The 24,646-nt window shown below is 60.5% G+C and carries 23 protein-coding genes and 1 tRNA gene; 13 read left to right on the top strand and 11 right to left on the bottom strand.

Annotation, left to right across the window (positions count from 1 at the left end; all coding sequences use genetic code 11):
* Positions 1-24 precede the first annotated feature (24 nt).
* Positions 25-1,242, bottom strand: a complete 1,218-nt coding sequence (locus tag NKH23_RS28585) for an LL-diaminopimelate aminotransferase (RefSeq protein ID WP_353026595.1) — start codon at positions 1,240-1,242, stop codon at positions 25-27.
* 40 nt (positions 1,243-1,282) lie between these two features.
* Positions 1,283-1,669: a hypothetical protein gene (locus tag NKH23_RS28580; protein WP_353026597.1), complete on the bottom strand. Its 387-nt coding sequence runs from the start codon at positions 1,667-1,669 to the stop codon at positions 1,283-1,285.
* A 97-nt stretch (positions 1,670-1,766) separates the two neighbouring features.
* On the opposite strand from NKH23_RS28580, the gene phaC reads away from it, so the two are divergent.
* The 3 genes from phaC to NKH23_RS28565 all read left to right on the top strand — a co-directional run bounded on the left by phaC (position 1,767) and on the right by NKH23_RS28565 (position 5,294).
* Positions 1,767-3,602 (top strand): class I poly(R)-hydroxyalkanoic acid synthase, encoded by a 1,836-nt coding sequence (phaC, locus tag NKH23_RS28575; RefSeq protein ID WP_353026599.1) that lies wholly within the window; start codon positions 1,767-1,769, stop codon positions 3,600-3,602.
* A gap of 327 nt (positions 3,603-3,929) precedes the next feature.
* The gene (locus NKH23_RS28570) at positions 3,930-5,045 is read left to right on the top strand and encodes a YcbK family protein (RefSeq protein WP_353026639.1); all 1,116 of its coding nucleotides are present in this window, start codon (positions 3,930-3,932) and stop codon (positions 5,043-5,045) included.
* Positions 5,046-5,219: 174 nt separating this feature from the next.
* Positions 5,220-5,294 (top strand) — tRNA-Glu (locus tag NKH23_RS28565).
* Positions 5,295-5,420: 126 nt separating this feature from the next.
* On the opposite strand, the gene NKH23_RS28560 is transcribed toward NKH23_RS28565, so the two are convergent.
* Positions 5,421-5,717 carry a DUF982 domain-containing protein gene (locus tag NKH23_RS28560; protein WP_023678889.1) on the bottom strand — a complete coding sequence of 99 codons (297 nt, stop codon included), beginning with the start codon at positions 5,715-5,717 and terminating at the stop codon, positions 5,421-5,423.
* A gap of 300 nt (positions 5,718-6,017) precedes the next feature.
* On the opposite strand from NKH23_RS28560, the gene map reads away from it, so the two are divergent.
* Both map and radC read left to right on the top strand, forming a co-directional pair.
* A complete protein-coding gene (gene map / locus NKH23_RS28555; RefSeq protein ID WP_353026601.1) occupies positions 6,018-6,845 on the top strand; it encodes a type I methionyl aminopeptidase in 828 nt (275 codons plus the stop codon).
* Positions 6,846-6,879: 34 nt separating this feature from the next.
* Positions 6,880-7,545: a RadC family protein gene (radC, locus tag NKH23_RS28550; protein WP_502908404.1), complete on the top strand. Its 666-nt coding sequence runs from the start codon at positions 6,880-6,882 to the stop codon at positions 7,543-7,545.
* 78 nt (positions 7,546-7,623) lie between these two features.
* Here radC and NKH23_RS28545 read toward each other — a convergent pair whose 3' ends face one another.
* Both NKH23_RS28545 and NKH23_RS28540 read right to left on the bottom strand, forming a co-directional pair.
* On the bottom strand, positions 7,624-9,153 hold the full coding sequence (locus NKH23_RS28545; protein WP_352914998.1) for an MFS transporter: 1,530 nt from the start codon (positions 9,151-9,153) through the stop codon (positions 7,624-7,626).
* A 61-nt stretch (positions 9,154-9,214) separates the two neighbouring features.
* Positions 9,215-9,658: a DUF417 family protein gene (locus NKH23_RS28540; RefSeq protein WP_352719184.1), complete on the bottom strand. Its 444-nt coding sequence runs from the start codon at positions 9,656-9,658 to the stop codon at positions 9,215-9,217.
* Between the two features lie 91 nt (positions 9,659-9,749).
* Between NKH23_RS28540 and NKH23_RS28535 the strand changes: the two genes are divergently transcribed.
* Positions 9,750-10,271, top strand: coding sequence for a MarR family winged helix-turn-helix transcriptional regulator (locus NKH23_RS28535; RefSeq protein ID WP_352667981.1), 522 nt, complete (start codon positions 9,750-9,752; stop codon positions 10,269-10,271).
* Between the two features lie 117 nt (positions 10,272-10,388).
* On the opposite strand, the gene NKH23_RS28530 is transcribed toward NKH23_RS28535, so the two are convergent.
* From NKH23_RS28530 to NKH23_RS28520, 3 genes are all read right to left on the bottom strand, one after another.
* On the bottom strand, positions 10,389-12,968 hold the full coding sequence (locus tag NKH23_RS28530) for a bifunctional diguanylate cyclase/phosphodiesterase (protein ID WP_353026641.1): 2,580 nt from the start codon (positions 12,966-12,968) through the stop codon (positions 10,389-10,391).
* 485 nt (positions 12,969-13,453) lie between these two features.
* The gene (locus NKH23_RS28525) at positions 13,454-14,320 is read right to left on the bottom strand and encodes a class I SAM-dependent methyltransferase (RefSeq protein ID WP_353035948.1); all 867 of its coding nucleotides are present in this window, start codon (positions 14,318-14,320) and stop codon (positions 13,454-13,456) included.
* Positions 14,321-14,459: 139 nt separating this feature from the next.
* Positions 14,460-15,650 carry a glycosyltransferase family 4 protein gene (locus tag NKH23_RS28520; protein ID WP_353035946.1) on the bottom strand — a complete coding sequence of 397 codons (1,191 nt, stop codon included), beginning with the start codon at positions 15,648-15,650 and terminating at the stop codon, positions 14,460-14,462.
* A 495-nt stretch (positions 15,651-16,145) separates the two neighbouring features.
* Between NKH23_RS28520 and NKH23_RS28515 the strand changes: the two genes are divergently transcribed.
* The 7 genes from NKH23_RS28515 (at position 16,146) to NKH23_RS28485 (ending at position 21,980) form a co-directional block, all read left to right on the top strand.
* A complete protein-coding gene (locus NKH23_RS28515; protein ID WP_051409696.1) occupies positions 16,146-16,502 on the top strand; it encodes an SPW repeat protein in 357 nt (118 codons plus the stop codon).
* Between the two features lie 331 nt (positions 16,503-16,833).
* On the top strand, positions 16,834-17,649 hold the full coding sequence (coxB, locus tag NKH23_RS28510) for a cytochrome c oxidase subunit II (RefSeq protein ID WP_352719181.1): 816 nt from the start codon (positions 16,834-16,836) through the stop codon (positions 17,647-17,649).
* A gap of 91 nt (positions 17,650-17,740) precedes the next feature.
* A complete protein-coding gene (gene ctaD / locus NKH23_RS28505) occupies positions 17,741-19,510 on the top strand; it encodes a cytochrome c oxidase subunit I (RefSeq protein ID WP_353035944.1) in 1,770 nt (589 codons plus the stop codon).
* Entirely contained in the window at positions 19,507-20,211 is a 705-nt protein-coding gene (locus NKH23_RS28500; RefSeq protein WP_352719180.1) for a cytochrome c oxidase subunit 3, read from the top strand. The genes ctaD and NKH23_RS28500 overlap by 4 nt, the downstream gene beginning before the upstream one ends.
* Positions 20,212-20,224: 13 nt before the next feature.
* Positions 20,225-20,947, top strand: a complete 723-nt coding sequence (locus tag NKH23_RS28495; protein ID WP_352719179.1) for a heme-copper oxidase subunit III family protein — start codon at positions 20,225-20,227, stop codon at positions 20,945-20,947.
* A gap of 10 nt (positions 20,948-20,957) precedes the next feature.
* Positions 20,958-21,362, top strand: coding sequence for a cytochrome C oxidase subunit IV family protein (locus NKH23_RS28490; protein ID WP_353026611.1), 405 nt, complete (start codon positions 20,958-20,960; stop codon positions 21,360-21,362).
* A 144-nt stretch (positions 21,363-21,506) separates the two neighbouring features.
* Positions 21,507-21,980 (top strand): aminoacyl-tRNA deacylase, encoded by a 474-nt coding sequence (locus NKH23_RS28485; RefSeq protein WP_352466993.1) that lies wholly within the window; start codon positions 21,507-21,509, stop codon positions 21,978-21,980.
* Between the two features lie 62 nt (positions 21,981-22,042).
* On the opposite strand, the gene NKH23_RS28480 is transcribed toward NKH23_RS28485, so the two are convergent.
* The 3 genes from NKH23_RS28480 to NKH23_RS28470 form a co-directional block, all read right to left on the bottom strand.
* Complete coding sequence (locus NKH23_RS28480; RefSeq protein ID WP_352719177.1) at positions 22,043-22,855, bottom strand: DUF2189 domain-containing protein; 813 nt, start codon at positions 22,853-22,855, stop codon at positions 22,043-22,045.
* 315 nt (positions 22,856-23,170) lie between these two features.
* Positions 23,171-24,103 (bottom strand): heme o synthase, encoded by a 933-nt coding sequence (locus NKH23_RS28475; RefSeq protein WP_353035942.1) that lies wholly within the window; start codon positions 24,101-24,103, stop codon positions 23,171-23,173.
* 147 nt (positions 24,104-24,250) lie between these two features.
* Positions 24,251-24,631, bottom strand: a complete 381-nt coding sequence (locus tag NKH23_RS28470) for a c-type cytochrome (RefSeq protein ID WP_352719175.1) — start codon at positions 24,629-24,631, stop codon at positions 24,251-24,253.
* Positions 24,632-24,646: the final 15 nt, after the last annotated feature.

Raw genomic sequence — 24,646 nt, 5'->3', positions numbered from 1 at the left:
TTCGGTCGATTGATGTGTAAAAAATCAGCGATGCGCGGCGAGCGGTACGACGTTATTCGGCTGCTTGGCGCTGGACGCGAGGAAGCGCTTGATGTTGCGCGCCGCTTGCCGGATCCGGTGCTCGTTTTCGACCAGCGCGATGCGCACGTGATCGTCGCCATGCTCGCCGAAGCCGACGCCCGGCGCCACCGCGACGTCGGCGTGCTCGATCAGGAGCTTGGAGAATTCGAGCGAGCCGAGGTGCTTGAACGGTTCCGGGATCGGCGCCCAGGCGAACATCGATGCCGCCGGTGCCGGAATGGTCCAGCCGGCGCGGCTGAATGCGTCGACCATGACATCGCGGCGTTTGCGGTAGACGTCGCGCACTTCGGCGATGTCGGCGCCGTCGCCATTAAGTGCATGCGCCGCCGCCACCTGGATCGGCGTGAAGGCGCCGTAGTCGAGATAGGATTTCACGCGCGTCAGCGCCGAGATCAGCCGTTCATTGCCGACCGCAAAACCCATGCGCCAGCCCGGCATCGAAAAGGTCTTCGACATCGAGGTGAACTCGACCGCGACGTCTATGGCGCCCGGCACCTGCAGCACCGAAGGCGGCGGATTGCCGTCGAAATAGATCTCCGAATAGGCAAGATCCGACAGGATGATGATGTCGTTCTTCCTCGCGAAGGCCACCACCTCCTTATAGAAATCGAGCGAAGCGACCAGTGCCGTCGGGTTGGACGGATAATTGAGGATCAGTGCCAGCGGCTTCGGGATCGAATGGCGGATGCCGCGCTCCAATGCCGGGATGAAGCCGTCGTCCGGCTCGACCTGCAGCGAGCGGATGACGCCGCCCGACATAATGAAGCCGAAGGCGTGGATCGGATAGGTCGGATTGGGGCACAGGATCACGTCGCCGGGGGCGGTGATCGCCTGCGCCATATTGGCGAAGCCCTCCTTCGAGCCGAGCGTCGCCACCACCTGGCTGTCCGGGTCGAGCTTCACGCCGAAGCGGCGGGCATAGTAGTTGGCCTGGGCACGGCGCAGACCCGGAATGCCGCGCGACGACGAATATCGGTGCGTGCGCGGATCGCGCACCACCTCGCATAATTTGTCGACGATGGCCTTGGGCGTCGGCAGGTCCGGATTGCCCATGCCAAGGTCGACGATGTCGGCGCCGCGCGAACGGGCGCTTGCCTTCAGCCGGTTGACCTGTTCGAAGACATAGGGCGGAAGCCGGCGGACCTTGTGAAATTCTTCCATGGCAGTTCCAGACAGTGAGGTTGCGGTCGCGCGTATAAGCTTATTTGCAATTAGGGTCGAGAGCGGGGTCGCATTTGCCTTCGATCTGCTTCAGCGCCTCGGCGCCGTGTTTTTTTGCCAGCTGGTCCAGCGCTGCCTGGTCCGCGACCTTGACGCCGCCGCCCTTCGCGGCCTGGCTCTGCTCCTCGGCCTTCAACTGGGCGAGCTTGGCGTTCTTTTCCTCGTCGGTGAATTGCTCGGCCGCCACCTGCGGCCGGATGTTCAGGTTCGGGTAGGAACCGGTGTCCTTCGCGCCGACAAGGCCGGTGGCGGGCGCCGCACCTTCTATGTTGCTGCTCGTGCAGCCGGCCATCGCCAACAGGACGAGCCCCATGCGGCAAAAACGACCAGTGCCGGAAAAAACGTTCTTGCCAATATTAATCGTCATATTGTTTTCCTGGCGGCCGGGTTAGAGCACATTGGACCCTGTCCGATATCCCATGGTAATATGTCAACAAAACGCTTCGGGAGGAACCCCGCGAACCATGTCCAAAACACCCGATTCGGGCAAAGCGGAAGATGACCAACCTTCGACCGTCGAGCAATATCTGGTGAAGGACCCGGAACGCTTCGCTCTGAACATGGCCCGCATGATCGAGCAGGCCGGCAAAGCCGCCTCGGCATGGGCCGAGCCGCGGGAAAAGGGCGAGGTGCGCGATCACGTCGCCGAGCCGGTCGTCGACATGGTGAAGACCTTCTCCAAGCTCACCGAGTACTGGCTCTCCGACCCGCAGCGCGCGCTGGAGGCGCAAACGCGGCTGTTTTCGGGCTACATGACCGTCTGGGCCAACTCCATCCAGCGCCTCAGCGCCGGCGCCGAGGACGCCGAAGATGCGGTCAGACCCGAGCGCGGCGACAAGCGTTTCCAGGACCCCGAATGGGGCCGCAACGCCTTCTTCGATTTTCTGAAACAGGCGTATCTGGTCACCTCGCGCTGGGCGGCCGAACTGGTTGAGCACGCCGACGGCCTGGACGAACACACCCGCCACAAGGCCAGCTTTTACGTCAGGCAGGTATCCAACGCCATCTCGCCGTCGAATTTCATCCTGACCAATCCGGAATTGTTCCGCGAGACCGTCGCCTCGAACGGCGAAAACCTGGTGCGCGGCATGAAAATGCTGGCCGAGGACATTGCCGCCGGCAAGGGCGACCTGAAGCTGCGGCAGGCCGATTATTCACCCTTCGAGATTGGCAAGAATCTCGCAACCACGCCCGGCAAGGTGGTCGGCCGCAGCGACGTCGCCGAAATCCTGCAATACGATCCTGCGACCGAGACCGTGCTCAAGCGGCCGCTGCTGATCTGCCCGCCATGGATCAACAAATACTACATTCTCGACCTCAATCCGCAAAAATCCTTCATTCGTTGGGCAGTCGAGCAAGGCCACACCGTCTTCGTCATCTCGTGGATCAACCCGGACGAGCGGCACGGCGCCAAGAGTTGGGAGGCCTACATCCGAGAGGGCCTGCAATACGGCCTCGACACGATCGAAAAGGCCACCGGCGAAAGGCAAGTCAACGCCGTTGGCTATTGCGTCGGCGGCACGCTTCTGGCGGCGGCCCTGGCTCTGATGGCGCAGGAAGGCGACCACCGCATCAAATCCGCCACCTTCTTCACCACCCAGGTCGATTTCACCTATGCCGGCGATCTAAAAGTGTTTGTCGACGAGGAGCAGGTCGCGGCCGTCGAAAAGGCGATGAACGAGAAAGGCTATCTCGACGGCACCAAGATGGCGACCGCCTTCAACATGCTGCGCTCGGGCGACCTGATCTGGCCCTATGTCGTCAACAACTACATGCGCGGCAAGGATCCCCTGCCCTTCGACCTGCTCTACTGGAATGCCGATTCGACCCGCATGGGCGCTGCCAACCATTCTTTCTATTTGCGCAATTGCTATCTCGAGAACAGGCTTTCCCAAGGCACGATGGAACTGGCTGGCCGCACGGTTTCGCTGAAGGACGTTACCATTCCGGTCTACAACCTCGCCTCTAAGGAGGACCACATCGCGCCGGCGCTTTCGGTATTCCTCGGCTCTAAATATTTCGGCGGCGAGGTCGACTACGTCATGGCCGGCTCCGGCCACATCGCCGGGGTCGTCAATCCGCCGGCGGCGCAGAAATATCACTACTGGACCGGCGGCAAGCCGGCCGGCGACTTCGACCAATGGCTCGCCGGGGCCACCGACCATCCCGGTTCCTGGTGGCCGCACTGGCAACGCTGGATCGAAGCCAGGGACAATACCCGCGTACCGGCCCGCAAACCGGGCGAGCATATGCAAGTTCTAGGCGAAGCCCCCGGCACCTATGTCAAGGTGCGCGTGTAACCATCTGTAATGTGTGGTGAGTTGACGCGCCGCCAAAAGCGGGCGAAATGGTGCCGTCAACCCTGAGCAGCCTTGATTCATCCTCTAGCCGCCAAATTACTTTGAGGCTTGCAGATTTGACACAGGTCTCGTTTCCGGTTCGGGGAACAAGGGTCATTTCGACGAGACGTTTCGACGCCGCGCCAATGACGAACCGGTCGGATATCGAGGGGGAATTTTGTTTTGAGATCAGCAGGATCGCGCCTCGCGAAGGGAGAAAGCCGCGCCATTGTGGCGGCGCTTTTCTCGGTGCTCCTGGCGTCCTGCACCTCTGCCGGCGACCCGACCATGTCGGTCGGCATGCCAGGCTATAATACCTCGACTACCGAAATCAGCACGGCCGCCGGTGCGCCCCAGGCCAGCACGGCCGCGTCATCGTCGCAGATGACAACCGCACAAATGACGATGAATGCAGAGGGCGACGCCAACCTTCCCGGGCAGGTCGCCTATGTGCCATTGGCCAAGCCAGGGGCCAAGCCCGATGCCGGCTTCCCGATCGCCGTTCCCACGGCAGCCGAGACGATCGCGGGACACACGCCGCAACCGCTGCATCCAAACGCCCAGACGGCCGATCCGGCCGTGGCACAGAACAGTGCCGGCGCATCGAAGCCCGACGCTAAGGCCGCCGCGCCGGCGATGAACAACCCGGTCTATGTGACCGCCGGCGAGATGCCGCAGCCACAGGCCTACGCACCGAAGAAAAACTTCCTGGCCTCGCTGTTCAGCGCCACCCCCGCTTCGGCAGCAGCATCGCCGGCCAACAGCAGATCAGGCGGGCAACCAACGGTCATGCAGGCCAAGGCGACGCCCGCGGCAAAACCCACCGTTACCCTGGCCTCGGCCAACCCGGCTGAAAAGCCGGTGCAGCTGGTGTCGACAGGCGATACCAGCCACTTCACGGCCGATGCGCTGCCCGGTGTGCGCCAGACGGCGCTGTTCGAGATCAAGCGCAAATCCGGCCTCGACGATGAGAGTGATGTCGATCTCAACGAAGACGAAGGTTCGGGTGGCGCCTACCAGGTCGCCTCCGCCGCCGGCCTCGCCCGGCTGGCGCCCAACGGTCTCCTGAAACAGAACGAAAGCGTCGACGTCGCCTGCTTGAAGCCGTCGCTGGTTCGCGTGCTGAAGACGATCGAAGGTCACTACGGCCGCAAGATGACGGTCACCTCCGGCTATCGCGATCCGGCCCGCAACCGCCGCGCCAATGGTGCCAAGAACTCGCTGCACATGTACTGCGCCGCCGCCGACATCCAGGTCCCCGGCGTCTCGAAATGGGAACTGGCGAGCTACCTCCGCACCATGCCGGGCCGCGGCGGCGTCGGTACCTACTGCCACACCGAATCCGTTCACGTCGATGTCGGACCGGAGCGCGACTGGAACTGGCGCTGCCGCAGGCGCGGCTAGGGCGAGGTTCTTCGGGCACTGCGAAGGCCCCCTCGGCGGCGTTGCATCATGCCGCAAAACCAGCTTGGCTGTCGGAAAGACGCAGTTTGGAGCCAAAGGAAAAAAGTTGTCGCAGCCGGCGGCAGACGGGTTGCCGGTTTGTCGCGACGCAACTATAAGCGCTCACATCTGAGCGCGCCCATCGTCTAGCGGTCAGGACACCGCCCTTTCACGGCGGTAACAGGGGTTCGATTCCCCTTGGGCGTACCAGCAATTTCAACTTGGCATATGTCTATCGCCAGCGTGATGCTGCGCAAGCTTTGCTGGACCCGCTACTCTGATGGGGATGTCGGCAAGAAGGCGCGAAGACAGACTGAAGATTGTGTCGAACGCTTCCTACGCCCGCAGTCCCCTCGCCTCGCCGCCGCGCTTGCGTGGAACCATCATGTCCCTGGCAAGCAGGCCGCTCACCCGGCAAAAGGCCATGAAGGCCCGCCATGCGTCTTCGGTCTCGACGATGTCCACCGTGGCACCAAAACAGGCGTTGAACGCGGCCTGGTAGGTTGGCCCCTTCCGGCGAACCGGCCACGTTTGCAGGAAATCGAGCGCCTGCTCGACACTATAGATTTCCTCGACCGGCTGGCCGGGCACAGGCGCGATCCGCACCGGCACCTCGAATTGCAGTCTGTCCATTCGATGTCTCCCGAACCGACGCCCCCGCAGCAACGCCGTTCGTCGCAAAAAAATTGCCGTGGCGGCTTAATGCTTGGGCCGCTTCTCGCCTAGAAATGTGTCGTCACTACGGTAGCCAATGAACCCGGCGGAAGCATGGGCCGCTACACGCAAGGAGAATGCCCCCAGGGCGTGAATATCGCCGGTCTTCGGCCGTCGCCGGCAGTTCGTCCTTGAACCTTGCGCTTTCCAGTGCCAAATCTGGGGAGATTTCTCTCGCGGAGGCTCATCCAGCCTCGCATCTCTGCAAGACGGATAAAAATGGTCACCTATCTCGACGCCGCCACGGCACCGCTCAGAAACACCGGCCAGATCCGTCTTTACGACGAGGAAGGTTTTGTCGGCATGCGCAAGGCTTGCGATCTCACCGCGCGCTGCCTCGACGAACTGGTGACGATGGTGGCGCCCGGCGTCACCACCGAAGCGATCGATCGCTTCGTCTTCGAGTTCGGCATGGACCATGGCGCGCTTCCGGCGACGCTCAACTACCGCGGCTACACGAAATCATCCTGCACCTCGATCAACCACGTCGTCTGTCACGGCATACCCGACAGCAAGCCGTTGAAGGATGGCGACATCGTCAATATCGACGTCACCTATATCCTCGACGGCTGGCATGGCGACTCCTCGCGCATGTATCCGGTGGGCACGATCAAGCGTGCCGCGGAGCGGCTGCTTGAAGTCACGTACGAGTGCCTGATGCGCGGCATCGCGGCAATCAAGCCGGGCGCCCGCACCGGCGCCATCGGCGCCGCCATCCAGACCTACGCCGAAGCCGAGCGTTGCTCGGTAGTGCGCGATTTCTGCGGCCACGGGGTCGGCCGGCTGTTTCACGACGCGCCGAACATCCTGCATTACGGCAGCGCCAGCGAAGGGGTCGAGATGCGGCCGGGGATGATCTTCACCGTCGAGCCGATGATCAATCTCGGTCGGCCGCATGTAAAAGTGCTGTCGGACGGCTGGACCGCGGTGACGCGCGACCGTTCGCTGTCGGCGCAGTACGAGCACACGATCGGCGTCACCGAGAGCGGCTGCGAGATCTTCACGCTGTCGCCAAAAAACCTCGACCGCCCCGGCCTGCGGGCCTAGTGTCTGGCAGATCGGGCGTTACCGTGCCCGGCAAATGCTGGGTGGGGCAGCCATGAACGGTGACGACGACGAGCGGGCCTTCTTTCCCGAAAGGCCGGTGCGATCGCCCGCCAAGGCGGTGGCCGCCGACAAGCCGCATTATCTCGGCCATCGCGACCGCTTGCGCGAGCGCTTCGCCGCCGGTCCCAACACCCTCCCCGAGGTCCTCGGCGCGCCCGTCGAGCGCCTGCAGGAGGTGAAGGGCATCGGCCCGGCGGTGGCGCTCGACCTCAAGGTGGTTGCGGCAACGGCGCAGCGCATGGCGCGCGGCGAGATCGCCGGCCGCGAGCTGTTGTCGACCTGGACGCAGGTTCTCGAATACTGCCGGTCGGTGATGGCCTTCGAGGAGCGCGAGCAGTTCCGCATCCTGTTCCTCGACAAGAAAAACGCGCTGATCGCCGACGAAGTGCAGCAGGTCGGCACGGTCGACCACACACCGGTCTATCCGCGCGAGGTGGTCAGGCGCGCTTTGGAGCTCTCCGCTACGGCGATCATTCTGGCGCATAACCACCCGTCGGGAGACCCGACGCCGTCGCGCGCCGACATCGAGATGACCAAGCTGATCATCGAGACGGCCAAACCGCTGGGCATTGCCGTTCACGACCACATCATCATCGGCAGGAAAGGCCACTCCAGCATGAAGGGCCTGCTGCTGATTTGATCGAGAATGCCTGCATCACCGCGATCGCGCGCGCACGATGAAGACAGGCGACGATACTGCACTTGGCCAGGCGAGGCGTTATCCCTGCGTCTTCAGCCCCCGAAGCATTGTCACCGCGACAATTGCCGTCAGCAGCACAATCCCCGCGGCAGTCATCAACGTGATGTCCGCCGCGCTCGTGTACGCGCTTCGCGCTGCCAACAATAACGCGCTGCCGTCGCCGAGACTTGGCGCAAGGCTGCTCGCTGCCCCAATACCGCGTAGCGCGGTCTCTATTGTATTGGCGGGAATACCCGCGGGCATGGTGACGCCGAGCGCAGTGCGATAAAGGAGGGTGGCAAGACTGCCAAGCAAGGCGATGCCTAGCGCGCCACCGAACTCGGAGGCCGTCTCGGAAAGGGCCGAGGCAGCGCCGGATCGCTCCTTGGGCGCCGCGCTTACGACGAGGTCCGCGACGATCGCAATGCCGGGAGCCGAGCCGATCGAGAACAGCACGTTTCCCAGAACAATCAGAACCAAGCTGTGTATTTCCCCAGCGTATGCCATCAGGGCAAGACCGCCAGCAGCAAGCGTCAGGCCGAAGCCGAGGACATAAGCTGGCCGCATCAGCCTGAGCACAGCCGAAGTCAACAATGATCCCACGATGAAGCCGAGCCCGGCCGGGATGCTCCAGAGGCCCGCTTCCAGGGGGGTTAGCCCCAAGACCAACTGGAGATACTGGGCGACAAGAACGAGAATTCCGAAGCCAACGAAGAAGTCGAGGACGTTAATGCCGAGCGCCGCCACCACAGCCGGCCGCTTGAACAGGCGCAAGTCAAGCAGCGGATCGGGCAAGCTCATCTGCCGCCTTGCGAACACCACTCCGAACAACAGGCCTAGTGCGACCGCGGATGCCGCCCACACGACACTGCCGCCCTCAGCAACTAGCTTGATCCCGAAGACGATCGGCAACACAGCTGCCAGAGACAAGGCAGCACTCAGGATATCAAGTCGCCCGGCGTTTGGGGTCCTGTGCTCGGGCAGCAATACCGGTCCGACTATCAGCAGAAGCGCCGTAATGGGGAGAGGCACCAGAAACACGGCTCCCCACCAGAAGTGTGATAGAAGCAGACCACCAACGACCGGGCCGATCGCGCCGCCAAACGAGAAACTCGCGACCCAGACGCTTACAGCGAAGGTCCGCTGACGGTCATAGCGGAACATGTTGCTGATGAGAGATAGCGTCGAGGGCGCCAGCGTTGCGCCAGCAATCCCGAGCAGCGCCCGAGCCAGGATGAGCATCTCGGCACTGCGCGCAAAGGCTGCGACCAGCGACAGGAGCCCGAAAGACGTAGATCCAATCAGCAGCAGCTTCCGCCGGCCGATGCGATCGCCAAGAGCTCCCATGATGAGGAGCGACCCGGCCGCCAGAAAGCCGTAGATGTCCACGATCCAGAGCAGTTGCGCGGCCGTGGGCTTGAGGTCGGCGCTTAGCGATGGCACGGCCAGGTTCAGCACGGTCAGATCCATCGCGTAGAGTATGCAGGGCAGCGCGATGATGGCGAGGCCGATCCATTCGCGATGCGTGGCTCGGCCCGCGTGCAGGCCGGTGGTGTCGGATGTGCCCATTGCCATCTCCCGATTGTTGAAGTCCGCTGACGGATTGCCTGGCTGCTTACGCCGCTATCATTCAAAGCGAAGACACGCGCGGCTTTGTGGCCTCCAAGGCCTCACCAGCGGACCAAAGCGCAACCCCGAGAAGGGTCAGGTCCTTGACGATGAAGGCGCCAAGCGCCGGGTCGAGTTGCGGCGTGGTGACGAGGAAACTCAGCGTGACCACCAGCGAGGCAGCGATGCCGTAACTGCCAATTGCCGAGACCCATGGCGTAAAGGGACGCGAGGCCATCATGAGAGCCAAGGCGATCTCCACAACGCCGATGAGGTCCGAGGACAGCTGCTGATTAAGCAGTCCGGGGAGCCAGAATAAGAACGGGCTGTGAACAAGCAACGGATGAATCGCCGTCGCTTCGGCCGCAGTGAACTTCGCCACTCCGAACAACGCGAAAAATAGGACAACGCTATATCGAGCTACCACCTGCCCTGCCACCAGGGTCCATTTCTGCAAAGTTGTCATGACTTTTTTCCTTGATAAGTGCGTGCTACACGCACATAATAAGTCATATAATCGCTAGCGCCGTCAACCCCTCATGATAAAGACTGCCGCCATGACACGTTTGAGAACCGCCAATATGCTTGCCGCCTTCGCTGGCGAAATCGCTGAACGCGTGGACGCGACCCTCAAAAGTCACCCCAACCAAACCGACTCTGCCTCAGCTGCGCTCAACATCATGGGCTTTTGGGAGGGCATCACCAACGCGCAGCTCGCGCGGGCGCTAAACCTCTCGCACACTGCGACGGTGCGTCTGGTCGACAAGCTTGAGGCTCAGGGTTTCGTCGAAGCTCGCAAGGGTGAAGACAAGCGTGCTACGCACCTCCACGTCACTCCGGCCGGCCGCGAAGCCGTATTGCCCGCTCTTGTCGCACGTTGCGCGGCGGTCAACGACTATCTTGGGGTCCTCACCGCGGCTGAAGAAAAACAACTCACCGGCCTTCTCGAAAAGCTAATGCGCCCACTAGCGACGGATGCATACGGGGTCAGCCATTTTTGTCGCCTCTGCGAATTTGCGGCGTGTCCCGGGGACCAGTGCCCGATGCACGCCAACATAGAGTCTTGGCCCGAAATTTGACGGACCATGTACCTTGCGTCGCTGCTGCTGATTTGAGGTTTGTTGTTTTGAGCTTTGTTGCGCGGATGTACCGTGAGGCTCAAGGCAGGTCGGGTCGATAAACTCCGGCGCCGAGGCTCAGCTGGCCGTGCGCAGGCGCCGCGTTCGGACAAAGGTCTTAAGTCCCTCGGAATCAAACGCGTGGCCGAAGGCATAACCCTGCAATATGTCGCAGCCCAGGCCCTTGAGTATCCGTGCATGCTGCATCGTCTCGACGCCTTCCGCGACGACCTCGATACCCAGCGACCTGCCGATTTCAATGATCGACGAGACAACCTGCCTTCTCTGCGGCGATTTGACGATTGGGGTAACCAGCTGCCGATCTATCTTCAGCCGGCGAGGCTGCAACTTCAGCAAACTGACCATCGAAGCGTAGCCGGTACCAAAATCGTCTATTTCGACGTCAATCCCCAGTTCTTTTATCTGCTCGATGTTCCAGGTGACAAGATCGTCGTTCTCGTCCAGGAAAATCGACTCAACGAGCTCAAACGAAACTGTTCCTTTCTTGATATTTTGTTCTCGCAGGCTCTTGATGAGCTCTTCGTCTTGAAGGCGCCTCGCCGAGACATTGACCGACACCCGTGGAATGTTAAGTTTTGCAGCGGACCACTCTTCGAAATCCGAAAGCGATTGCTTCAATATGGCTTGATCGATGATCGAGACGACGTTCAGTTCTTCTGCAATCCTCAGGAAGACGTCGGGCGCCAAAATACCCTTTACTGGATGTCGCCACCTCGCCAGCGCCTCAACCCCAACGATTTCGAGCGTCTTTGCGTCAAATTGGGGCTGGTAGAACGGGATGAACTCGTTGCGCTCGAGGCCGCCGAGAATTTCGTCGGCAATCCGCTTTGTATCGACGATTTCGCTTTGCATCGCGTCGGTGAAGAATTCGTATCGATTGCGCCCACGCCTCTTTGCTCGGTAAAGCGCAATATCGGCGTTCACCAGCAGGTGTTTTGCTTCGACATCTTTTCCGTTGTCGACAGCTATACCCACGCTGACGCCAAAACGGCATCGATGGCCCTGATAGTAGACGGGTTCGCGCATCTGGCTGATGACCCGATCGGCAAGCAGCGCCAGTTGCTTGGTATCGTCGCGTACCACGCACAGAACGATGAATTCGTCTCCTCCGATTCGGGCGACGAATCCTTCGTCGCCGACCTTCGATCTGAGGACTGTCGACGCGTGAACCAACATCGCGTCACCGGCGGCGTGGCCCAGCGTATCGTTGATGTGCTTGAACCGATCCAGATCGATGTGAAGCAGTGCCGCACGCCCGCCGGAGCGCCTGGCGTTTGCCGCGTAGTCTTCCAGTACCTGGTCGAGGTAGCGTCGGTTGGGCAAGCCGGTCAGCGAGTCATGAAGCGCGATGTGCTCTATGCGCGCCTTGGCCGACTCGAGTTCTGCATTTTTCGACTCGGACAGCTGTTTTGCGCGAACCAGATCCTTGTTCAGCAGGACGTCGGCAGTCACGTCCCATTCCGCGCCGATCATTTTTGGGGTGTCGTTTGCGGCCCGGTAAAGGATCGCCTTGGAGCGGACATGACGGACTTCGCCATTCGGGCGCACAATCCGGTACTCCGACAAATATGGTCGTCCGCTGGCCACCGCCCTATCGAAATCTGCATTGGCGCCAGCCAGATCATCTGGATGGATCGCTCCCGCCCAGTCTGTGTAACCCCGGTGCTCCCCCGCTGGTTTGCCATATATTTCATTGACGCGTTCATCCCATGTAAGCTCGTTGGTCGCGAGATCGTGTTCCCAAACCCCAATAGCCGAGGCTTCCAGAGCGAGTTCAAGGCGTCGTGACAATCGGCGCAATTCCGCATAATTGCGCTGTCTTTCGCCTATCAGACGACCCGTGACCAGGAAGGGGAACACAACCAAGGCCCCGGCCGTCGCCATGATCGCGCGCAGCAACCATGCATTACTTGGCGTCGAAGGCCAGCCGTTCTTGGGAATGGCAGCGAGCTGCCACGAGCCGGAAGGAAGCAAAACGTCAGCCGTCACCGGATCGCTTTTGCTGATCTCCTCATTGCCGTAGAATTGACCACCACGGTGACCGAGGGCGTCCCTGCCGATCAGCGCGACGTCGATCCCGAGATCGTCGTCAAGCATGCCGCTCGCTCTGTAAAGGCGCTGCACGTCGACAACGGCGGAAATAATGCCCCAGAACCTTTCCGTGTTGCCCGCGCTCGGCACGAAAACCGGAAAGCGGCCAATGAAGCCTTGTCCTCCCTGCTTCAGCTCGACGGGACCGGCAAGCACCAGCTTGCGTTCGTCTCGCGCCCTTAGCGCAGCCGCACGTTGCCGCTCGTTCTTGCGGTAGTCCAGGCCCATCGCCTGCTCGTTACCCTCCATCGGGTACATCAGGGAAACGACCAGATCGGGCGCGCCGGCAATATTGTTCAATTGCGAGTCGGCGCCAAACAGATTGCTCGCCAGCGAGGCGAAGCGTTGCTGTCCCATATAGGGCTCGGTCACGACCGCGGCGACCAATCCACGCACGAGTTGAAGGTTTCCGTTGATATTGCCTTCGAGCTTGGCACGGATGAGATTGACCTTGGTCAGCACGTCCGCACGGACGGCCTGGTCCGAGACGACTTTGTTCTGGTGCTCCGCGAACGCTGCGCTGATAAGTATGACGACAAGCGCGATCGCCGCCGGAATATTTGCCGACGAAAAGACGACCTCCTTGATGCCGCCGAACCTAGCGCGGAAAAAAGCCAATAGGCGATTCCTCAAGTGCCATTTCAGGTTCCCGGGTCGACCCGATGAGGAACATTAGCTTTCAATGTTTAATTTGACCTTCACGCTCCTTAGAGCTTTTGCACTTTCCGACCGTTGCTGATGTTGCAGGCCCGAGCGGCTGGAGCCAGCTGCCGATTTCCACTGCCATCGTCCCACTGATTGCGATGCGCTGGCGCCGGGGATCCAGCGTCTGCTGACCATTCGCGAGGAGATCTGATGCGAGCGGGAAACGGCGGCCGGCCGCCGTTCCCTGCTCATCTCATGGCGTTCGTCTGTGGAAGCGGACCGACAGAGAGGCCAGCTAGACCAGGCTTGCTCGGAAGATCGAGGAGCGCGAGCGCGATTGCACACTTCGACGCTCCGACCCGAGTACTCAAGAGTGTTGGCCTGGACTAGTGGCCCTCAATCGCCTTGGGAGACACAAAGTATGGTATCTTGCCGACGCTGCGCTTCGTCGCGCCAATGGAATAGGCCATCGGTATCTTGGGAGAGTTCTCGGGCAGGCCGTACATATCCTTGCCGGCCCGCACTGCAAATGAAAAGTGCTGCCACGAAACCGTGTCATGCTCATTGAGAAAATCGAGCGTCAGACCCGCTGAAATCAGCGCATTCACCACGTCACTGATCGGGTGGATCCACTCATAATAGCGAGGATGCTTCAAGATGCGGTCATCGCCGGTGTAGGTCAGTTCCTCGTTCCAGGCGAGCGGCCGAGCTATCGGCGTTCGCCAGTCGTGCTTCAATTCCAGGGCCGCGGCCTTTCGATCGCACTGAAACATCAATGGATGGCCCTCGGCCATGTAGAGGCGGCCGCCGGGTCGCAGGAGATCGGCAACCACCCGCGCCCAACGGAACACGTCGTCCAGCCAGTTTACCGAACCCCAAGTAACGTAAGCGATGTCAAAGGTCCGACCGAGCGCTTCCACCGCCTCGAACAGTGGCGCTTCCACGAAGCGCACGTCGGTGCCTGCCTTCGCAGCAAAATCCCGCGCCGCGGCGATCGCGGTCGGTGAAAAGTCGAGCCCGGTCACACTGCCCGCGCCGAGATTCTTAAGGCTGATCGTGTCAAGACCGATGTGACACTGCAGGTGGACGATATCCTTGCCGGCGATATCGCCGAGCTCGCGCGTTTCCAGCTCATAGAGATTGGATCCGCCGGCCAGCACATTCTCGATGTGGTAGCTGCCCGTTGTGTCGGTCGAGTGCAGTTCGGCCCGATCATCCCAATTAAGGCGGTTCGCGCCCAGAAACCGTTCCAAATTCCCCCCACCCCTGACTGACGCATGGTAAACAAGTCGTTAAAGTACCTTTGCAGCGAAAGTATCGCGCGTCAATCCGGACCGGGCGGCAGTGCGCCAGCGCTCGCAAAAGCCATGGCCCAGGAAGGCTTGCTGCTGATCAAAGGCTTCTGGCGCAATCGCCGCGCCCGGCGACAAGACCCCGCAGGCGCTCCCTGACGCCGCCGTCGTGGTCTGCATGTGGATTAGTCGGTTCCTCAGCCCCCGCGGCCACCATCGCGATGTTTCTGGAGAGCTCGTTTGCGGGGTCAACTGCGTCTGCTGTGCCGCTCGTGAGTGCTCGGTAGAGTGCCACATAATCGCTGCACATGCGCTCGACCGTGAACCGCTTCTCGAACGTCTGCCGCACTCGTGCGCGCTCGAGGCTGTCTATCCGCCGGAGCGCGCCCACAGCTTCCTCCACCGTATCCACGATCCATCCGGACACACCGTGATCGATGATCTCCGGGACGGCGCCACGCCGGAACGCAATCCCCGGCGTACCACAGGCCATTGCTTCGATCGTTACGAGCCCGAAGGGTTCCGGCCAGTCGATCGGGAACAAAAGCGCTTTCGCATTGCCCAGAAAATCCGCCTTTTGCCGCTCATCGATCTCGCCAATGAACTCCACGTTCGAATGCCGCAGCACTTGCGGCTCGACCCTTTCCTTCCAGAACGACTGGTCCACCTTGTCGATCTTGGCGGCGATCTTCAGGGGAAACCCGGCTCGCGCTGCTATTTCTATGGCCGTTTCCGGCCCCTTTTCCGGCGAGATACGACCGAGAAATGCAAGATAGCCAGAGGTGTTCGGGTGGAATGGCAAAAGATCGCGGGGCAGGCCGTGATGCACGGTTCCAACCCAATTGACGGGCGGCATGGGCCGGCGCTGGTCGAAGGAAATCGAGACCAGGGGAACGTCGTCGAACATCGCATAAAGCTGCGCCACATCGGGCAGGTCGAGCCTGCCGTGAAGCGTGGTAACCGTTCGTCTGGCAAAATCCCGAATTATGGGGAAGTGCAGAACATCGACGTGGAAATGCAAAACTTCGAATTCATCGGCTCGCCGGCGCACCCGTTCAAGCATCATGACATGGTGCGGAACACCGTCCAGAACCCTGGGATTCAGGCGCAACGCGACCTCGCAACACGGCACCAGCTCGGCTGAGGTACGAGAATCGCCGCTGGCGAACAGCGTCACCTCGTGGCCCTGTCGGACAAGTTCTTCGGTCAGATACGACACAATTCGCTCGGTTCCACCGTAGGTTCGGGGCGGCACGGATTCGGTTAGCGGCGCGATCTGGGCTATTTTCATTTAGAAAATCTTTTCGGCGGCAACCGCCGTCTTTCAAACAAGCTTCGGCGGCAACCAAGACAAGCGAGAGCTTCCCGTTGCAAAGTATTCTATGCAGAGCGTATTTATAGTTGTGCCGTCCGTGCTCCTCCCGCGCAATTAGGTTGCCCTTATTCAATTCCTCTGGATCCAAGAACTGCGATCGCCGAGAAATGTTTCACCGGCTCGATAAAAAGACAGAATGAGCTACGCGCCGCCGCCCCGCCGCCCCTGACCAGGCAGCTTTGGATTTGCTCGATCACCATCAATTGATCCAGGCGTGTCGGTGCCCAATGGAACATAAAGCCCGGAAATCAGTTAGATAGCCGGATTTGACTGGAGTTCGCCAGATGCGCAACTCCGGCCGGGCAAGGGCACTGCCGTGACACGGAGTGAGCGGCTTCGGGCGTATCGCGCCGAACTCAGGCACCACCTTGCCGAACTCGGGAGCCATAAACGCTCCCTATGGAGGATGCCATGAACCAGTGGACAAACGCCAGGCTCTGTGACGTAGCCAACCTGATCCTTGGGGCAATTCTGTTCTTTTCTCCCTGGATCTTCGCCTTTGCGGCAGGCCCGCAGACGCAGAACGCCCTCGGCAGCGGAATCTTGATCGTCGTGCTTTCGATTGCCGCCCTCGCGGCATTTGCCGTGTGGGAAGAGTGGGTGAATCTGGTCGTCGGACTGTGGGTCCTCGTGTCTCCCTGGGTGCTTGGATTCCAGGCGACAACGGCGATGACCGTGCATGTCGTGATCGGCATTCTGGTCGCCGTCCTGGCCGCGATCGAGCTCTGGATGATGTACCAGAACCCTCCGACCCAGTCCGCCGCCTAGCAGGCGCAGCCACCCGGCGCCCTTTTTAGGCCTGACGGATCGATGGGTCGTCTGCCGGCCTCTCGGCAACAGCCGCCGGAGGCCGGATGGCAGTTTGTTTGGACGAGTCCCGAGAAGGATGGCGCATTAGGGTCGGTGACAATCCGCGTTCGACGGCCAGGATTGCGGGACATCCCATTCATCCGATGCGAAGGACCGCCAGCACAGAGAAATGGTATTTTTGCCCTTCCCACAGCCGGCTCTAGAATTTTCATCGCAAATCAAGTTATGATGCACTTGGTATTTCCCGGGACGGCTTTGCGCCGCTTGGAATACCGGGAGGAACCGGGACATGGCCGTTGCGCTTGTACTCGTTCTGATAGTCGTGGGCTCGGTGTTGTTCCACTTCCTGAGCCCATGGTGGTGGACGCCGATTGCCTCAAACTGGGACTATATCGACAACACCATCATTATAACTTTCTGGATCACCGGCGTCGTCTTCGCCGCCGTGGTTCTTTTCATGGCCTATTGCGTCTTCCGCTTCCGTCATCGGGAAGGCAATCAGGCGGCATATGAACCTGAGAACAGGCGGCTCGAATCCTGGCTGACGGTCGTCACCGCGGTTGGCGTCACGGCTTTGCTGGTTCCCGGCCTGTTCGTCTGGAGCCGGTTCGTTACCGTTCCAAGCGACGCAACCGAGGTCGAAGTCGTCGGCCAGCAGTGGCAATGGAGTTTCCGCCTCCCCGGCAAGGACGGCAAGCTCGGCACATCGGACACCCGCGACGTCAACGCTGAAAATCCACTCGGCGTGATCGCCGCCGATGCCAACGGCCAGGACGATGTCGTAGTGGAAGCGGCCGACCTGCACCTCCCGGTTGGCAAACCGGTCAAGATGCTGCTCCGCTCGATCGATGTGCTGCACGATTTCTACGTGCCGGAATTCCGCGCCAAGATGGACATGATCCCGGGCTCGGTCACCTATTTCTGGTTCACTCCGACCAAGACCGGAACCTTCCAGGTCCTGTGTGCCGAACTCTGCGGCCAGGGACATCCGATGATGCATGGCGTGGTCATGGTCGATACTCAGGAAGACTATCTGGCGTGGCTTGGCCAGCAGCAGACTTTTGCGCAGCTGTCCGCGCCCCAGCAGATGGGCTCGGCAGAGTAGGAAACCGGAACGACGGCGCGCCGTCGGGATTGAAAATAGTGCGGCAAGCCCGAACTGTCGGGCTGGCCGAAAAGGGCACGGAGGTGTTCCTATGGTCGATATCACACCTGCAGATGCGGTACCGCCGGCCGAAGTCGCGGAAATGGAACTTTACCATCCGCACAGCTGGTGGACGAAATATGTCTTCTCGCAGGATGCCAAGGTCATCGCCATCCAATATTCGGCGACGGCGACGGCGATCGGCATGGTGGCGCTGGTGTTGTCCTGGCTGATGCGGCTGCAGCTCGGCTTCCCCGGCACGTTCGACTTCATCACTCCGGAAGCCTACTACCAGTTCATCACCATGCACGGCATGATCATGGTGATCTACCTGCTCACCGCACTCTTCCTGGGCGGCTTTGGCAACTATCTGATCCCGCTGATGGTTGGCGCTCGCGACATGGTCTTTCCCTATGTCAACATGCTGAGCTACTGGATCTATCTGCTCGCCGTGCTGGTCCTGGTGTCGAGCTTCTTTGCGCCCGGCGGACCGACGGGTGCCGGCTGGACGCTCTATCCGCCGCAGGCGATCATGACCGGTACGCCAGGCGGCCAGGACTGGGGCATCATCCTGATGCTCGTCTCGCTGATCCTGTTCATCGTCGGCTTTACCATGGGCGGCTTGAACTATGTCGTGACGGTGCTGCAGGGCCGCACGCGCGGCATGACGCTGATGCGCCTTCCGCTCACCGTCTGGGGTATTTTCACCGCCACGGTCATGGCTCTGCTCGCCTTCCCGGCGCTGTTCGTCGCCTGCGTGATGATGCTGCTCGACCGGGCGCTCGGCACCAGCTTCTTCATGCCGGCGATCGTCGAGATGGGCGAACAGTTGCAGCATGGCGGCGGCAGCCCGATCCTGTTCCAGCATCTGTTCTGGTTCTTCGGCCATCCCGAGGTCTACATCGTTGCGCTTCCGGCTTTCGGCATCGTGTCCGACCTGATCAGCACCCATGCGCGCAAGAACATCTTCGGCTACCGCATGATGGTCTGGGCCATCGTCGGCATCGGCGCGCTGAGTTTCGTGGTCTGGGCGCACCATATGTATGTCAGCGGCATGCATCCCTATTTCGGCTTTTTCTTCGCCACCACGACATTGATCATCGCAGTTCCAACAGCCATCAAGGTTTACAACTGGGTACTGACGCTGTGGCGCGGCGACATCCATCTCACCATACCGATGCTTTTTGCCCTGGCCTTCATCGTCACCTTCGTCAATGGCGGGTTGACCGGGCTATTCCTCGGCAATGTCGTCGTCGACGTTCCGCTGTCGGACACAATGTTCGTCGTCGCCCATTTCCATATGGTCATGGGGGTCGCCCCGATCATCGTGATTTTCGGCGCGATCTATCACTGGTATCCGAAGGTCACCGGTCGGATGCTGAACGAGACACTGGGCCGGTTCCATTTCTGGGTCACCTTCCTCGGCGCCTATCTGATCTTCTTTCCCATGCACTATCTCGGCTTGATGGGCGTGCCGCGGCGCTACAACGAATTGACCGACATGACGGTGATGACGGAATCGGCCCACCACCTGAACTCGTTCATCAGCATCATGGCTTTTATCGTCGGTTTTGCCCAGATTGTGTTTCTGTTCAATCTCATCTGGAGCATCCGCCATGGCCGTGAGGCTGGCGGCAATCCGTGGCGGGCAACGACGCTTGAGTGGCAGAGGCCCGAAACACCGCCCGCCCACGGCAATTTCGGCAAGGATCTGCCGATCGTCTATCGCTGGGCCTATGACTACAGCGTGCCGGGAGCCAAGGAGGACTTCATACCGCAAAACGTTCCGGGCTCCTTCGCGCCCTCCAGGGAGCCGGCATGAGCGTAATCCTGGTTTTCCTGCTCGTGATCGCCGGTATTGCTGGGTGGTGGCTTTCCCATCAGCGGCTAATGACGAAGCCGTGGCTCGAGCAAGGTATGATCGGGGATTTTGTCGCCCTGGACCGATCGGCGCTGCCGACCGCAAAGATCGGTCTCGGCGTCTTCCTTGCCGTCGTCGGCTGCCTGTTCGCGCTGTTCACCAGTGCTTACTTCATGCGCATGGCGCTGTCGGATTGGCGGCCGCTGCCCATCCCGCACCTGCTCTGGCTTAACACCGGCGTACTGGTCTTGAGCAGCATTGCGATACAGTGCGCTTCGCTCGCGGCGCGCAAGGGTCAAGTGGACATGGTCAGGCTCGGCCTCGCCACCGCTGGGCTCACAGCGCTCGTCTTCCTGATCGGACAGCTTGTGGCATGGCGGGAACTGAGTGCGGACGGCTATTTTCTGGCGTCCAATCCGGCCAACAGCTTCTTCTACCTGCTAACGGGAATGCATGGCCTGCATATACTGGGGGGGCTGGTCGGGTTGGGCAGAACGAGCGTCGGCGCCTGGAACGGAGCGCCGCCGCACCGGCTTCGCCTCAGTGTCGAGCTGTGCGCCATGTACTGGCATTTCCTGCTTTTCGTCTGGCTCGCCATCTTTGCTCTTCTGGCCGGCTGGGCTTCGACTTTAATCGACATTTGCCGAGGGTTGCTGACCTAGGAGGAACGGGCGGATGGCAGAGACGACACTGACCCACATCGGCCGAACGGGGCCGCGCCCCCCAGGCTGGCAAGGCATCGCCGCCGACTGGTCCTCGGATCAGCGGGCGTTCAAAAACGTGTCCTGGGGCAAGGCCATGATGTGGATCTTCCTGCTCAGCGACACGTTCATCTTCGGCTGCTTCCTGCTCTCCTACATGACCGCGCGTATCTCAACACGCGTGCCGTGGCCCAATCCGAGCGAGGTCTTTGCCCTGCGCATCGGCGGCTCCGACATTCCGTTGATCCTTATCGCCATAATGACCTTCGTGCTGATCTCAAGCAGCGGAACGATGGCCATGGCGGTCAATTTCGGCTATCGCCGCGACCGCCGCAAGACTGCAGTCCTGATGCTTTTGACCGCAGCACTCGGCGCGACCTTCGTCGGCATGCAAGCCTTCGAATGGACCAAGCTGATCACCGAAGGCGTCCGGCCTTGGGGCAATCCATGGGGCGCTGCACAGTTCGGCGCATCCTTTTTCATGATTACCGGCTTCCACGGCACGCATGTGACGATCGGGGTGATCTTCCTGATCATCGTGGCGCGAAAGGTCTGGCGCGGGGACTACGACGTCGGACGGCCCGGCTTCTTCACCAGCCGGAGGGGCCGCTACGAGAACGTCGAAATCATGGGGCTTTACTGGCATTTCGTCGACCTGGTCTGGGTGTTCATTTTCGCATTTTTCTATCTTTGGTGAGAGGCAGGACATGGCTGAAGCAACCGCAAACGGCCTGGGACAGCATACGCTGGACCGCGCCCATACCCATGATGCGACGACGACCGGCGTTACCCCGGCGGAGGTTCATCAGGAGCACCCGATCAAGCTCTATTTGGTGGTCTGGGCGTGGTTGTTCATCCTCAGCACCTGCTCCTATCTGGTCGACTATTTCGGCCTCCACGGCTATCTCAGATGGTCGCTGATCCTGATCTTCATGATCCTCAAGGCCGGGCTGATCGTCGCCATCTTCATGCACATGGCCTGGGAACGGCTGGCGCTGACATATGCGATCATCCTGCCGCCGGTGCTGGTTCTGGTGTTCGTGACGATGATGGTCTTCGAAGCGGACTACACGCTTCTCACCAGAATGGCGTTTTTCGGGGCCGGGCCCTGACATGCAATCCGGATCCAGGCCGTCCGGTCCTGGAGCCTTCGCCTTGAAACAATCCACGGCTGGTCCATTTCTGTTGGTATCGGAAACGACTGGCCATGCCGGCGTTTCCACATGCGTCGCGAACACCAGCAAGGGGCGCCCAAGATGACCATCGCAAACAGACTGAAGGACTTCATCGATAGGAAAGGAATTTCCTACGACACCGTCGAGCATCACCGCACGGCGACAAGCAGACAATCCGCCATTGCGGCACATGTGCCTGGCAGCATAATGGCCAAATCGGTTGTCGTTCACCACGACCGTGGCTACGCGCTGGCCGTGGTTCCAAGCACGCACAGGATAGAACTCGCGACATTGCAGGATGTCATGGACAAGCCCCTTGGATTGGCCTCTGAAGACGAGGTGGTCTCGTTGTTCGGCGATTGCGACGTCGGCGCCGTGCCGCCGATCGGCGCTGCCTATGATGTGCCGGTGGTCCTCGACGAAAGCCTCGGCGACGCTCCCGAAGTCTATTTCGAGGGCGGCGACCACAAGACGCTTGTGCATGTGAGCGGCAAAGATTTCCGCGACCTGACAAAGGACGCGCGCCAGGCCCGTTTCAGCCACCCCGCCTATTGAAAGCTCTGCCCCACCCTGCCCGCACCGGCATTTCGCCGGTACGGGCACGGCAGGTTTTCAGCTCACGGTCTGGTGGCCGGCGGCGATTCCACAACTTTCCGATAGACATGCCAGGTGGCATGACCAAGGATCGGCAGCACGACTGCCAACCCGGCGAACACTGGCAGCGAGCCGATGATCAGGGCGACGGCGACGATAAGGCCCCACACCGCCATCACGATCGGGTTGGCCAGGACAACGCGCACCGAGGTGTGGATGGCTTCGTAGGCCCCGACATCGCGGTCGAGCAACAACGGGAATGCGACGACCGTGGTGCACAACACAACCGCGGCGAACACGAAGCCGATGGCGTGACCCAGGATGATGAGCGTCCAGCCGCGTCCCGTGGCGAATATTTCACTGATGAAGCTGGACAGCGATTGCGGTGGCGCCGGGCCGAACAGGGTCTGATAGAAAATCTGGGCCGTCAAAAGCCAGGCGATGAAGATCGCAAGCAGCATGATGCCGACCGCTGCAATAGCCGGCAGTGCCGGAGAACTCCTGACCTCAAAGGCGTGTCTCCACGAGGCATCGAGCCCGGCTTCCCGTCGCCGGCTGATCTCATAGAGGCCGATCGCCGCGAACGGACCAATCAGTGCAAAGCCGGACACAAGCGGAAACAGCAATGGCAGCGTGTTGTTGCCTGATGTCCAGACAGCAAGCACGATTCCCGCAAGCGGATAGATCAGGCAGAGAAAAACGATGTGCGACGGCTTGACCATAAAATCATCGACCCCACGCCTGAGCGCATCAAAAAGATCGGAGACACCGATTTTTCGAACTCTGGTGTGTTCCAGCGTCTCGCTGGCACCTGCTATCACGTGAAAGCTTGCCATGACCATTCCTCCAGACCAGGTCCGGTAAGGTCGCGTTTTACTGTGCTGCCGTTCTGCATGATTGGCCCACGCAAACCGCGACCTGCACCATGATCAATATACTCTCATGCGGGGGACTTGTCGCGCTTTGTAGGAAGGCCGGGAGTAAGGGTCCCGGGTAGCCTGACTAGCTCCAGACGCCGTTTTTCGATATGCTCTTCTAGTCGAAGGTGAAGGTCATGGATGGAAGGACAGTTCTCATACTCGGCCTTGGCGTCGTTATTCTGCTGTTGCTGGGATTTTGTGCTCTGCCGACGTGATGTTTTGGAGCAGGTGTCAATAGCCGGCTGACGCGACCACTCGCATTACAATGGTGTCGGCAAGCAGCGCCGCAAAGATTGCGAAAAGATAGACAATCGAATACGCAAACAGCGCCTTTGCCGGCTTCATCTCCTTGTCGGCGACGAGAACCTTCCAGGCCTGCCAAATGAAACCTGCGCCCAATGCGGCTGAAACAGTGCCGTAATATCCGCTCGCGAAGCCAAAGCCCCAAGGGAGAACGCCGATTGGCGCCAAGAGCAGCGAATAGGCGAAGATTTGTTTTCTGGTCGAGTGCTGGCCGGCCGCATTCGGCATCATCGGGATACCCGCCGCGGCATAGTCGCCGACCTTGAAAAGGGCCAGCGCCCAGAAATGAGGCGGCGTCCAGAGGAAAATGATCAGAAACAGGATGAGACTTTCAATACCGATAGCGCCGGTTGCAGCCGCCCACCCGATCACCGGAGGAAGGGCGCCTGCCGCGCCGCCTATGACGATGTTCTGTGGCGTCGAGCGCTTCAGCCACATTGTGTAGATAACGACGTAGAAAAAAATGGTGAACGCCAACAGCGATGCGGCAAGCCACCCCACCAGCACGCCGAGCGTCATGACCGACAGTGCGGAAAGCACCAGACCGAAGCCGAGAGCTTCGCCAGGCGTGACGCGACCGGACGGAATTGGTCGCTTGGACGTGCGAGACATCAAGGCGTCTATGTCTGCGTCGTACCACATATTGAGCGCGCCGGCGGCTCCTGCTCCGACCGCAATTGCGCCGATGGCGATTACGGCGGTAACTGGATTCATTACGCCGGGCGCCATCATCAGGCCGACGAAGGCGGTAAAAACGGCAAGCGCCATGACTCGCGGTTTCAAAAGCGCAAAGAAATCACCCGCCGTCGCCTCCGAGAGGCGGATGCCGGTATCCTTGAGACGGCTTTCTTCAGTCGACATTCAGACGACCACCGATGGGAACGGCAGCCTAGCCGGCCAATGTCTTTTTTGCAACGAGCCGCCTCCCCACCTGACGCTGCCGGCAGATTGCGGCCGAGGCTATGCCTCGACCTGTTTGCGATACCAAGATCCGGCGGAAGAGCCGCGTTATTTGGAGAATTGCTTCAGGTAGGCAATGACATTGGCGATGTCCTCGTCTTTCTTGAGGCCGACAAACGCCATCTTCGTTCCTTTGACCATCGCTTTCGGATCGTGAAGGTAGGTGGTCAGCGTGGCCTCATCCCATTTGACGCCGGACTTGCCGGCCTCGGTCATCGCCTTGGAATAGCTGAACCCCGGATGCGTCCCGGCCGTTCGGCCGATGACGCCGTTCAAGGACGGACCGATCTTGTTCTGGTCCTTGTCTGCCACGTGGCAGACCTTGCATTTGGCGAAGACCTTCTCACCCGCCGCGGCATCCTGGGCCCACGAGGGGCCGGCAATGACGGTCGCGACGGACATGACGATAAAAAACACAATGGCACGCATGGCATTTCCTCCCTG

It is taken from the genome of Mesorhizobium sp. M1328, from assembly GCF_040318075.1.
Classification (GTDB): domain Bacteria; phylum Pseudomonadota; class Alphaproteobacteria; order Rhizobiales; family Rhizobiaceae; genus Mesorhizobium.
Note: the sequence above shows the minus strand (reverse complement) of the source record. Positions and strands in the feature narration are given on the sequence as shown.